General features: G+C 44.5%; 13 protein-coding genes. 10 read left to right on the plus strand and 3 right to left on the minus strand.

Translation table 11 applies throughout. The features are described 5' to 3' along the window. Positions 1 to 154 precede the first annotated feature (154 nt). The 4 genes from M1F97_RS06705 (at position 155) to M1F97_RS06720 (ending at position 2,710) form a co-directional block, all read left to right on the plus strand. Positions 155 to 412 (plus strand): metal-sensitive transcriptional regulator, encoded by a 258-nt coding sequence (locus tag M1F97_RS06705; RefSeq protein WP_000185156.1) that lies wholly within the window; start codon positions 155 to 157, stop codon positions 410 to 412. Between the two features lie 53 nt (positions 413 to 465). Continuing rightward, the gene (locus M1F97_RS06710) at positions 466 to 1,779 is read left to right on the plus strand and encodes a DUF6630 family protein (RefSeq protein WP_247944608.1); all 1,314 of its coding nucleotides are present in this window, start codon (positions 466 to 468) and stop codon (positions 1,777 to 1,779) included. A gap of 31 nt (positions 1,780 to 1,810) precedes the next feature. Beyond that, positions 1,811 to 2,089 (plus strand): hypothetical protein, encoded by a 279-nt coding sequence (locus tag M1F97_RS06715; RefSeq protein ID WP_125416485.1) that lies wholly within the window; start codon positions 1,811 to 1,813, stop codon positions 2,087 to 2,089. A 132-nt stretch (positions 2,090 to 2,221) separates the two neighbouring features. Beyond that, positions 2,222 to 2,710, plus strand: coding sequence for a prolyl-tRNA synthetase associated domain-containing protein (locus M1F97_RS06720; protein WP_247944609.1), 489 nt, complete (start codon positions 2,222 to 2,224; stop codon positions 2,708 to 2,710). 43 nt (positions 2,711 to 2,753) lie between these two features. Here M1F97_RS06720 and M1F97_RS06725 read toward each other — a convergent pair whose 3' ends face one another. The 3 genes from M1F97_RS06725 to M1F97_RS06735 are packed head-to-tail and all read right to left on the minus strand — an operon-like array spanning position 2,754 to position 5,024. After that, positions 2,754 to 3,050: a rhodanese-like domain-containing protein gene (locus tag M1F97_RS06725; RefSeq protein ID WP_247944610.1), complete on the minus strand. Its 297-nt coding sequence runs from the start codon at positions 3,048 to 3,050 to the stop codon at positions 2,754 to 2,756. Further along, on the minus strand, positions 3,040 to 4,695 hold the full coding sequence (locus M1F97_RS06730; RefSeq protein WP_247944611.1) for an FAD-dependent oxidoreductase: 1,656 nt from the start codon (positions 4,693 to 4,695) through the stop codon (positions 3,040 to 3,042). The genes M1F97_RS06725 and M1F97_RS06730 overlap by 11 nt, the downstream gene beginning before the upstream one ends. 20 nt (positions 4,696 to 4,715) lie before the next feature. Then, positions 4,716 to 5,024 (minus strand): rhodanese-like domain-containing protein, encoded by a 309-nt coding sequence (locus M1F97_RS06735; protein ID WP_247944612.1) that lies wholly within the window; start codon positions 5,022 to 5,024, stop codon positions 4,716 to 4,718. A gap of 175 nt (positions 5,025 to 5,199) precedes the next feature. Between M1F97_RS06735 and M1F97_RS06740 the strand changes: the two genes are divergently transcribed. From M1F97_RS06740 to M1F97_RS06765, 6 genes are all read left to right on the plus strand, one after another. Then, complete coding sequence (locus tag M1F97_RS06740) at positions 5,200 to 5,763, plus strand: sugar O-acetyltransferase (protein ID WP_247944613.1); 564 nt, start codon at positions 5,200 to 5,202, stop codon at positions 5,761 to 5,763. 298 nt (positions 5,764 to 6,061) lie between these two features. Then, positions 6,062 to 7,297: a carbohydrate-binding domain-containing protein gene (locus tag M1F97_RS06745; protein ID WP_247944614.1), complete on the plus strand. Its 1,236-nt coding sequence runs from the start codon at positions 6,062 to 6,064 to the stop codon at positions 7,295 to 7,297. Between the two features lie 125 nt (positions 7,298 to 7,422). Then, positions 7,423 to 8,187 carry a nucleoside phosphorylase gene (locus M1F97_RS06750; RefSeq protein ID WP_247944615.1) on the plus strand — a complete coding sequence of 255 codons (765 nt, stop codon included), beginning with the start codon at positions 7,423 to 7,425 and terminating at the stop codon, positions 8,185 to 8,187. A gap of 33 nt (positions 8,188 to 8,220) precedes the next feature. Then, a complete protein-coding gene (locus M1F97_RS06755; RefSeq protein ID WP_247944616.1) occupies positions 8,221 to 9,600 on the plus strand; it encodes a TrkH family potassium uptake protein in 1,380 nt (459 codons plus the stop codon). Between the two features lie 13 nt (positions 9,601 to 9,613). Further along, positions 9,614 to 10,279, plus strand: coding sequence for a potassium channel family protein (locus M1F97_RS06760; protein WP_247944617.1), 666 nt, complete (start codon positions 9,614 to 9,616; stop codon positions 10,277 to 10,279). A 157-nt stretch (positions 10,280 to 10,436) separates the two neighbouring features. After that, entirely contained in the window at positions 10,437 to 12,077 is a 1,641-nt protein-coding gene (locus M1F97_RS06765; RefSeq protein ID WP_247944618.1) for an SSURE domain-containing protein, read from the plus strand. The last annotated feature ends 51 nt before the right edge of the window (positions 12,078 to 12,128 follow it).

A 12,128-nucleotide genomic window follows, 5' to 3' on the forward strand; every position in this document is an offset into this window, starting at 1 on the left:
ATTGCTACGAGCATAGATTCTAATAGTATTTGTCATTCTATTATACCATGAAAGCGATAGCAGGGTGAGATTCTATTGATAAAGAGGGAACGAGAATTTTGACAAAGGAGTCCATTAGAGATATAATGAAGAAAAATCGACCAAGGATAAGAAGATGACAAACTCAAAGTATATTACACGCCTGAAACGTTCAGAGGGGCAGTTGCGTGGAATTCAAAAGATGATCGATGAAGATCGTGATTGTGCAGATATCATTACCCAGTTGACAGCGGTTCGTTCGAGTGTGGAGCGCGTGATTGAGATGATCATTACCGAGAATCTCACAGCCTGCATCAACCAACCCCTAGACGACCCTGAGGCTCAAAAAGAGCGCTTAGAAAAAGCTGTTCAGTACCTTATCAAACGAAAATAGTAGTTCTCTATGTGATAGAACAAGGATAAGAAAGTAGATCACAGGTGGGAAAGATGACAAAAGAAGAACGAGCAGAAAAATGGTTTCAGAGTGTTCCTGAGGCAGAAGCTATTCCTATACAAACTAAAATGGAGATCTGTAGTCAGGCAGCGAAGCGAATGGCGTTTATCTGGCTTGGCCTACTTGGTGTGGAATGTTTGTTCCTATTCTGGGGCACTGGGGGCGAACTTTTTAATCAAGTAGCGGACTTTCTAAATCAGTTATCAGAAGGGAGCCCCACAAAAAATCGATATAAGGGTCTCGCACTTGCAGGGACTCTTATTTGTCTGCCTGTCTTGATTTTTCCTAGCGTTGTTGCCCATTTCTTTAGACAAATTTGGATTCAAAAAGAGTCTGAAAAGGTAGTCAAAGTGATGGCCTCTGTTACAAGTGATCAGCCTGTTCTAGCAGGAGACGAGAGAGCAGATTTTTCGAGCATTTCAGGAAGAATCTTTGCGGATTGGGTGCTAGATGATGGTGAGAAGGAACAAAATGGCTTTGGATTTGAGGAAGTATGGCAGCAACTGGCAGCCGTCCAAGATGGTGGTAGGGATTTTCTCACTTTAATACCTCAGCAACCAGTTAAACTAAAGGGGAGTCAGCTTGTATCGGATTTTGTACAGGTTTGTCAGGATGAAGATTCGGACGGTTTTCGTTTTGAGGTTAGTGTAGCTGATGCCGAACGGATCAACGAGAATGTAATCTACGAAAAAAATGGTCTGAGCGAGAAAGAAACTCAAGACTTGCTTCGGGCATATTTGGAGAACAGAGTTACATCGGACCTAGAAGACTGGGAAATTGTACTAGATATGCGGACAGATGAGCAGAAAAATATCGCAATCTATCAGGAAATAACCCAACTGCTAACAGATGATAGTGAGGTACGATCTCGTTTGACCTCCTGTTTTGAATCACCGAAAGCCTATTTCAAGCAGTATGCAGATAGATATGACGAGCGAGGAATAAGCGAAGAGGTTGATGAAGCTACGATAAAATGGCTTGCTATTGCTGATGAACTGCTCGCTGTGGATACAGTCATTGAGCTAGACTGGAAGACAGATAAGGACGAATTTCTGTACCAATTAACGCCTCTGGCAACTAAACAAACTCTTGATTTGGAGGAGAATTGGTTCGACGAGGATGATGACATCCCTACTTGGTGTAAGATTTTGGACGAAAGATGGGCTGGACACGATTTCTGTCTTGCTTGTATGGATATTAATAGCGATAGTTATGTGCTATTTATCTGCAAGAGGGATATTCTGGAAAAATTAGTCACCTTGAGTCACACAATCAATCAGCGTTTCGGCCATGCAAAAAATATGTAATGGCTAGTGTATTTCAAGGAGGGAGTTCAAGATGACTTTTGCATTTAAGGATGCACCCAACACAGCCTGTATAGTTTGTCACCATGTCTTGGCTGGGAAAAATCCGATCACCTTTATCTCCCACGATGAAGAGGATGGCATGTGGCAATTTTTGTGTTCAGAAGACCATACTGGAGAGGATGCACGCCTCATTTCCCTAGCTGAAGCATTTAAACTAGACGCATCCATCGGACAAGTCGCGGATATACCTTGTGGCTATGCGGTGGAAAGAAAAGATGGGCTTGCTGGCTGGAAATCATGCCCATCCTAACAGTTGGGGTTCCGTCTAAGATAACTTGTATGAAAATGAAAGAAACCTAGAGATGCTTGGATATAAATTGGGAGAAAACCCATTTTTGTTGTATAATTAAAGGTAGTAAGACAAGTTAAAGGAGGCAAGCAAATGGAAGCATACGAAAAAGTAGTAGAGATGCTAAATGGGCTAGATATTCCTTTTGAAATCGTGGAGCACGAGCCAGCCTTGACAACAGAGCAAGCCGATAGCTTTATCGAGGGAATCGAAGGTGTCCGTACCAAAACCATGTTTCTCACCAACAAAAAGAAAACAGCCTATTATCTCGTGATTATGGATGATAAGAAACGTTTGGATATGGACCTCTTGAAAGACTTGGTAGGAGCCAATAGAATCCGTATGGCTTCCTCTGAGAGCCTGTTTGAAAAAATGAGCTTGCCCGCAGGCGTTGTCTCTCCATTTGGCTTGCTGAACAATACTGACAAGGACATTCAGGTTTATTTTGACAAAGAAATCATGTCTGAAAAACGGATGAGTTTTCACCCCAATACCAATGAAAAAACTCTATTTTTGGACACGACAGATATACTCAAATTCATAGAAGCCATTGGTTATGAGGCTCATATCATCGAGTTATAAAGATTAAAGAAACCGACTAAGTTCATCTTAATCGGTTTTTTGATTATTCTACTTGACCGGGCCAAGCATTCATACCACCTTCTACGTTGATAACGGTGAGACCTTGGGCACTAAGAAATTGACAGGCAGAGGCAGAACGCACTCCACCTTGACAAATGACATGGTATTCATGGTCAGGTTTGAGTTCTTTGTAGCCTTGCTCCAAGGTACTTAAAGGCAGATTTTTTGCACCTGGTGCATGCCCTGCTTGAAACTCATGTACTTCACGTACATCGATAAGATCTAGTTTTTCATTTTGATATTTTTCATAAAAGTCAGCCATGCTGATACTAGTTACCATATTCTACTCCTTCTGGGTTAGCCATTTTGTATAGTGAATAAGCGCCGTCAAGGTTTTGAACGGTAAATCCTGCTTGTTTGAGGATACGCTCTGCGATATAGCTACGCAAACCACTGTGGCAGCTAACGATGTAGGCTTGGTTCTTGTCCAGTTCATCCAAGCGTTCACGAAGTTCGTTTAGGGGAATGTGGATAGTGTCGACTTTGAGTCGACCACTCTGGAATTCGCCACTTGTCCGTACATCTAGGAATTTCTTTCCCTTAGCCAGTTCGTCTTCGAGCTGGTACCATTGAACGTTGTCGCTGAGACCTTCGATAAGGTTCAAGGCTGCGTAACCCAGCATATTGACGGGATCCTTGGCAGAGCCAAATGGTGGCGCATAGGTGAACTCTAACTCTGGTAAGTCAAATACGGTGAGATTACCCTTGATAGCAGTTGCTAGGATATCGATTCGCTTGTCAACACCTTTCTTCCCAACTCCTTGGGCACCATAGATTTTTCCAGTGGTTGGGTCAAAGAGGAGCTTCAAGGTCATATCAGTAGCGTCTGGATAATAACCAGCGTGGTCTTTCCCGCTGACATGAAGTGCCTTGTAAGGAAGTTGATTCATGCTAAGGATACGCTCGCTGAGACCAGTCGAAGCAGCTGTCATATCAAAGGCACGAACGATAGCAGTGCCGATGCTGCCCTTGTTTATGCGACCGAGTCCTGCGATGACGTCCGCCACTTGTCGTCCCTGACGATTGGCAGGAGAAGCTAGAGAGATGAGGGCATCTTGGCCTGTAATTTCTTGCTTGACAACGATAGCGTCCCCAACTGCAAAAATATCTTTTTGACTGGTTTCGTAGTTTTCGTTGACGAGAATCCCACCACGTAGTCCCAGTTCAATCCCAGCTGCCTGAGCCAGTCCGTTTTCAGGTTCAACACCTACAGAAAGGATGGTGAGGTCAGAAGCAATCTTTTGACCGTTTTCGAGAACGATGGTTTTTCCTTGCTCTTCAAATCGAGTCGCAGACTGAGAAGTGATAACGCGAACGCCGTTTTTGACCAATTCTGCTTGGACAAAGGCTGCCATTTCCTGATCTAATGGTGGCAAGACATGGGGTGCTTTCTCCACGATGGTGACTTGCAATCCACGTTTCGCCAGGTTTTCAGCCATTTCAAGCCCGATAAAGCCTGCACCGATAACGACAGCTTCTTTTGGATGATTGTCCAAGGCTGCCATAATCTCATCGAGATCAGGAACATTGCGAAGCGTGTAGGCATTCTGCGCTTCTGCTAGGCCTTCAATGGTAGGAACAAATGGTTTAGCCCCTGGAGAGAGGATCAGCTTGTCATAGCTTTCTGTGAATTCCTGTCCATCGTGTCGCACCGTCACAGTGTGCTCTGCTGGCGAAATCTGGATGACCTCGTGAAATGGTCGCACATCGAGATTAAAGCGTGCTTTGAGACTTTCAGGAGTTTGGACCAATAAACTATCACGGTTTGCAATTTCTCCTGAAACATAGTAAGGAAGTCCGCAGTTTGCAAAGGAAACAAAGGGACCTTTCTCAAAAATAGTGATTTCAGCGTCTTCCATGAGACGTCTGAGGCGGGTTGCTGCTGACATACCGCCTGCAACTCCCCCGACAATGATAATTTTCATTGATTTTCTCCTTTATGCTTCTAGATGACCTTACCTGTCCAAGCGCTCATACCGCCTCGGACATTGATGACATCGTAGCCTTTTTTCTTTAGCTTCTTCGCAGCTAGTTTGCTTCGCACACCAGAATGACAAATGACATAAAGTGTTTCTTTTGTCGCAGGTGTGTAAGAACCGATTTCCGTTAAAGGAACATTTTTGGCATTTTTGATATGGCCTCTGTGAAATTCCATAGGCGTCCGAACATCCAGTAGCTGAATTGGTTCCTTGAGTTTAGCTTCTAACTCGCTGGTAGAAATACTGTCAATTTTTGTAAATAATAAGTGAAACATAGGCACCTCCACATATACCCTTATGGGGTATATTAAACCACGAAGTCAAGCTTTTGTCAAGCAAGTTGTTTTGACTTGGGAGGGGCTTGGTTTTGAGAGTCTAGAAAGCAGGCTATTCTTGACCTTTCAAAGGCTTTTTGATATGATGGGTCCAAAGTAAGTATGAGGTGATAAGATGACCAGTGAATACCAGAAAATGATAGCAGGGGAGCCTTACCGTCCGTCGGATCCTGAATTACGGACCTTGGCGCAGGCTTCTCGCCAAAAACAGGCTACCTTTAACAAGGAAGAAGATCCCTTGAAGGGAGCGGATATTATCAAGACTTGGTTTGGCTCAACTGGGCAAAATCTCTATGTCAATCCACGCTTGGTGGTCGATTATGGAGTCAATATCCATCTAGGGGAAAATTTTTATTCTAATTGGAACTTGACCATGCTGGATGTTTGTCCGATTCGCATCGGGAACAACGCCATGATTGGTCCCAACTGTCAGTTTTTAACCCCACTCCATCCACTGGATCCGCATGAACGCAATTCAGGGGTCGAATACGGCAAGCCCATCACCATTGGAGACAATTTCTGGGCTGGAGGTGGCGTTATTGTCCTTCCTGGAGTGACACTAGGAAATAACGTCGTTGCAGGAGCGGGGGCCGTGATCACCAAGTCCTTTGGAGACAATGTTGTCCTAGGTGGGAATCCTGCGCGTGTTATCAAGGAAATCCCAGTAAAAGAAAACTAAAAAGAACAGCTGGTGCTGTTCTTTTTATGAACTTTAGTCTTATAAATTTGTCTTATAAATTTTTCTTCTTTCTAGCTTTCTTGGTCAAGGAGACATCGTACTGGGGAGTGTTGGTTTAAAAAATCTATTAAAGGTATTTTAGCGTTCAAAAATTGTTTCTGGTAGCCCTTTCTAAAAAATTACTAGGCGAAATCTAATCCAAACTAAATTTAAGGAAACTTTCAGAAAAGTTTTAGTTTCGTTTCAGGAATCTTCTGTAGACTGTCTAGCTATATCATACGAAGGAGAGGAAAAAGGTATGAAATCAAAAAAATGGACCCTACTCGCAACGAGTTTAACGGCAATGGTGCTGATGGCAGCATGTGCCCAGTCAACAACTACATCAAATACCAATGCAACGACAAATAGTGCCACAACAACTGCAACAAAGACAAATCAATCTTCCTATTTTACAGAGAAGGACAATGATACTTCTTTTGATGAAAGCACAGCTTCTAAGATTGAGCTATCTGGCTCATCAGCAAACGTCTCTGGAGATGGGGTGACAGTCTCTGAATCAACAGTGACCATCACAAAATCTGGCACCTATGTAATTTCAGGTCAGTCTGACGGAGTGCAGATCAAGATCGAGGCAGATAAGTCTGCAGATATTCACCTAGTCCTAAAAGGTGCGACCATGACCAATACCAATGCAGCAATTTCTGCGATATCAGCCGGTCATGTCTATCTGACTCTGGCAGAGGGAACCACCAACAGTCTCTCTGACTCAAGCTCCAACAGCGACGAAAAAGCCGACGCAGCTCTCTTCTCTAAAGTGGACTTGACCATCAACGGGAAAGGTACTCTCAATGTAGATGGCAAGAAAAACAATGGTATCAAGGCCAACGACACCCTCCACGTCACGGGTGGAACCTATAACATCACAGCAGTTGGCGATGCCTTTAATGTCAATGATGAACTCAACATCACTGGAACGACCATGACCATTGATGCCAAAGAAGATGGGGTCAAGGTGGACAATGATGAGGATACTTCAGTCGGAACCATGTATCTATCTAACAACAACATCACTGTTACAGCAGGGGATGATGGCATCCACGCTTCTGGAGACCTTGTCATCGATAGTGGTACCTACACCGTCAAGAATTCGACAGAAGGACTTGAAGGCAAGTCAATCACTATCAACGGTGGGGACATTACCATCTACTCAACAGATGATGGGGTTAATGCAGCCAACAAAAACGCCCAACAGAGTGAAATCTTCTTCACCATGAACGGTGGGAACCTGACAGTAGAAGTTGGTCAAGGGGATACAGATCCAATCGACTCAAACGGCAATATCACGGTCACAGGCGGAACCATTAAAATGACTGGTCAAACAGGTTTTGACTTTGATGGAACAGCGACCTACACAGGTGGAGATATCTATCTCAATGGTGAAAAACAAACGGAAATTGTTAACTCTATGCCTGGAGGCGGTGGACCAAATGGAGGCCCTCAAGACGGCAGTCCAGCCCCTGGCGGACAAGGATAAGCAAAATTCTCCTTTCTCGAAAGAGAAGGGAGGTTTTTGTATTGTTACTGGAGGAAATGTAAAGACAACTCCTTGACACTTCGTCAGCTTTTGATACAATAGTACAAAATTAGAGGAGGTGGGCTATGATTCAGAAACATGCGATCCCCATTTTGGAGTTTGATGACAATCCCCAAGCGGTCCTTATGCCGAATCACGAGGGTTTAGACTTAAAGTTGCCAAAGAAGTGTATCTATGCATTTTTGGAGGAGGAGATTGACCGCTACGCTAAGGAAGTAGGGGCGGACTGTGCTGGTGAGTTCGTTTCTGCCACCAAGACTTATCCAGTCTACGTCCTCAACTACAAGGGCGAGGAGATTTGTCTGGCCCAGGCGCCCGTGGGTTCTGCCCCAGCGGCCCAGTTTATGGATTGGTTGATTGGCTATGGTGTGGAGCAAATCATTTCCACAGGTACCTGTGGAGTCCTAGCGGATATAGAGGAAAATGCCTTTCTCGTCCCTGTTCGCGCTCTGCGAGATGAGGGGACCAGTTACCACTATGTAGCGCCTTCTCGTTATATGGAGATGCAGATTGAGGCTGTCTCTGCTATTGAGCAAGTCTTGGAACAAAGAGGTATTCCTTATGAGGAAGTTATGACCTGGACGACAGATGGTTTTTACCGAGAGACGGCTGAAAAGGTTGCCTATCGCAAGGAGGAAGGCTGTGCTGTTGTGGAGATGGAGTGCTCTGCTCTTGCGGCAGTGTCTCAGCTACGTGGGGTTGTCTGGGGAGAGTTGCTCTTTACCGCAGATTCCTTAGCAGATCTAGATAACTACGACAGTCGTGACTGGGGCGCAGAAGCTTTTGATAAGGCACTCGAACTCTGTCTTGCCATTGTGTACCACATGTGAGTGTTCTGACTGTTTTTATGGTAGAATGTAGCTATGTTAATCAAATCTTTTTTGGAAAAAATAAATATGACTCTGGCTCGGTTATCACCAGCCCGTCGCATCTTTTTAAGTTTTGCCCTAGTGATCTTCTTAGGTTCGCTCCTTTTAAGCCTCCCCTTTGTGCAAGCAGGGACGTCACAAGCGACCTACTTTGACCATCTCTTTACGACTGTGTCTATGGTCTGTGTGACAGGGCTCTTTACCCAGCCAGTGGCCTCTACTTACAATATCTGGGGCCAGTTGATTTGCATGCTCTTGATCCAGATCGGTGGATTGGGGCTTATGACCTTTATTGGAATCTTTTATATCCAAGGCAAGCAAAAGCTCAGTCTTCGTGGTCGTGAGACTATTCAAGAAAGTTTCAGTTATGGAGAAACCCAGTCTCTAAAGGACTTCATCCGCTCAATCTTTCTGACGACTTTTCTGGTGGAAGGGCTCGGAGCCTTTCTCTTGAGTTTCCGCTTCATTCCTGAATTTGGCTGGGGGCGAGGGATTCTAACCTCTATCTTTTTGGCTGTTTCAGCTTTCTGTAATGCTGGATTTGATAATTTTGGAAGTACGAGTTTGGTAGCCTTTCAAACGGACCCCTTGATCAATCTAGTGATTGCTGGTTTGATTATCACGGGTGGTCTAGGATTTATGGTCTGGTTTGACCTAGCGACCCAGATTGGGAAAAAGAAAAAACGACGCCTTCGCTTTCATACTAAGTTGGTTCTCCTTCTAACTGCGGGAATTCTGCTCTTTGGAACAGTATCGACTCTCTTAATTGAGTGGAATAATCCTGGGACGATTGGAAATCTTAGTTTCCCAGAAAAACTGCTGGTTAGCTTTTTCCAGACCGTCAGCATGAGAACGGCAGGTTTTGCTTCCATTGACTACACACAGGCTCGACCAGTTACCTTACTGATCTACATCTTGCAGATGTTTCTGGGTGGGGCACCTGGAGGGACAGCAGGGGGGCTCAAGATTACGACCTTCTTTGTTTTGTTGGTCTTTGCCCGTAGCGAACTATTGGGCTTGCCTCATGCCAATGTGGCTCGGAGGACTATTGAACCCCGAACCGTGCAAAAGTCTTTCAGTGTCTTTATTATCTTCTTGCTAACATTCTTGCTGGGCTTGATCCTACTAGGGATAACAGCAGAGGGAAATCCGCGTTTTATTTACCTCATGTTTGAGACCATTTCAGCCCTTGCGACAGTTGGGGTGACGGCGAATTTAACACCGGAGCTAGGCAAGATAGCCCTCAGCATCGTTATGTTGTTGATGTTTATCGGCCGTATTGGTCCCTTGACACTACTGGTCAGTGTAGCGGAATACCAGCCAGACAAGAAAGATACGATTCACTATATGAAAGCAGATATCACTATCGGATAAGAAAGGAAGAACGATGTCAGATCGGACAATTGGAATTTTAGGCTTGGGAATTTTTGGGAGCAGTGTTTTGGCTGCCCTAGCCAAGCATGGCATGAATATCATCGCTATTGATGACCACGAGGAACGCATTAATCAATTTGAACCTGTGCTGGCGCGTGGAGTAGTTGGAGATATCACGGATGAAGAACTCCTTCTATCAGCGGGGATTGACACCTGCGATACCGTAGTTGTCGCAACGGGTGAAAATTTGGAGTCCAGTGTTCTAGCGGTTATGCACTGCAAGAGTCTAGGAGTACCGACCGTTATTGCCAAGGTCAAAAGTCATACAGCTAAAAAGGTTCTAGAAAAAATCGGGGCAGACGCAGTCATCTCACCAGAGTTTGAAATGGGGCGCTCATTGGCGCAGACCATCCTCTTTCATAACAGCGTAGACGTCTTTCAGCTGGACAAGAATGTATCGATTGTCGAGATGAAAATCCCCCAATCATGGGTAGGTAAAAGCCTCAGTCAGTTGGATTTGCGTGGGCGATACAACCTCAACGTACTTGGCTTTCGTGCCTACGAAAATGCTCCTCTGGATGTCCAATTCGGACCTAATGACCTCTTGCAGGCAGATGCCTACATCATGGCCGTCATTAATAACCAACATTTGGATACTTTGGCAGAGCTAAGTGAGTAGGAGAGGAAGTGCTACTCTATTTTCTGATAATTAACGAGTCAATATAAGTATTTTATAAGAGGGGTTTAAGAAAAATTTTAACTTTTTCTTAATCCTTTTTAATTTTAGGAGATTATACTAGAATCATCAAAAAAAAGAAAACTCTAAGGAGAATCCTATGAAATTCAATCCAAATCAGAGATATACTCGTTGGTCAATTCGCCGTCTCAGTGTCGGTGTTGCTTCAGTTGTTGTGGCTAGTGGCTTCTTTGTCCTAGTCGGTCAACCAAGTTCTGCACGTGCTGATGTCATCAATCCGACTCCTGCCCAAGTCGTGCCAGACGCTGCTTCGGTGAGTGAAAAGAGCGACTTACCAGCAGAGGTTCTCAAAAAAGCAGTCGATGTAGCTCTTCCTTCAGAACAGTCTATTCCAACACCTAAAGCAAGTGAGGATACGACAAGCTCGTCAGAAAAAGCGGACGCAACTGCTAAAGAGTCGGCAGTAGCACCAAAAGAAGAAGTGCAAGCACAACCTGACTCTAAGAAACAAACAGAAGATGCAGTTAAACCTGTGGAAAGTTCTGCGTCTACAGTTTCTGGGCAAGACCGTGAAGCCAGTGAATCGCAACCAGCGACCACCCCAGCTGAAGTACAAAAAGGTGTGGCTGACAATACCAAAGATACAGTAGATGTCCCAGCCACTTACTTGGACAAGGCTAACTTCCCTGGTCCCTTCACAGCTGGTGTCAATCAAGTCATTCCATACGAATTCTTCGCTGGTGACGGCATGTTGACTCGCCTTATCTTGAAAGCATCTGATAAGGCTCCATGGTCAGACAACGGTTCAGCCAAAAATCCCGCTCTTCCACCAGTAGAGAAATTGGGCAAAGGCCTTTACTTCTATGAAGTAGACTTGGCAGGCTCCCAAGGAAAATCAGATAAAGAGCTGCTTGACCTCTTGAAACAAAATGGTACGCAAAGCTATAAAGCTACTATCAAGGTGTACGGTGCAAAAGACGGCAAGCCTGACTTAACTAATCTGGTAGCGACTAAAGATTTGACTGTTAATTTGAACGCTTCAACCACACCAAATCAGGTTAAAGAGTCTGTTGTTAACAATGTCAAAGACATGATTGATGTTCCAGCTAGCTACCTTGACAAAGCAAATGTTCCTGGACCTTTCTTGGCCGGTGTCAACCAAGTTATTCCATACGAAGCTTTTGGTGGAGATGGTATGTTGACTCGCCTCTTGTTAAAAGCTTCCGACAAAGCCCCATGGTCAGACAACGGAACAGCTAAAAATCCTGCTCTATTGCCACTTGAAGGCTTGGCTAAAGGTCAATATTTCTACGAAGTGGATTTGAATGGCAATACGGTTGGCAAAGATGGTCAGGCCTTGCTGGAGCAACTTCGAGCTAACGGAACCCATACGTATCTAGCTACTGTTAAAGTCTATGGCGCTAAAGACGGCAAACCAGATTTGACCAATCTGAATGCTACTCGTCAAGTAACGATTCAGCTTCGTGGAAAAGAAATGGCGACAACACCATCTCAACAAGGTCAGATGAATACGAAGCCTTCTGAAACAGGCTCTACAGGTACGACTGAGGGCATGATGGGTACAAATCACCATATGTCAGATATGAAAGCAGATCAACCAGCTTCTAGCCCAATGGCTAATATGATGAAAAAAGATGATAGAGCGATGCTACCAAATACTGGGGAAGCTAAAACGGCTACAGCTGGCCTTGGTATCTTTGGTCTAGCCTTGGCAGGTCTTGTTGGACTTTTGGGTTTGACAACCAAACGAGAAGATTAAGATTCAAATCACTTAAACATTAGGGAAAATAGTGTTATACTAAAGCAAGTA

Origin of the sequence: Streptococcus oralis, from assembly GCF_023110435.1 — a bacterium.
In the GTDB taxonomy this organism is placed as follows: Bacteria; Bacillota; Bacilli; order Lactobacillales; family Streptococcaceae; genus Streptococcus; species Streptococcus oralis_CF.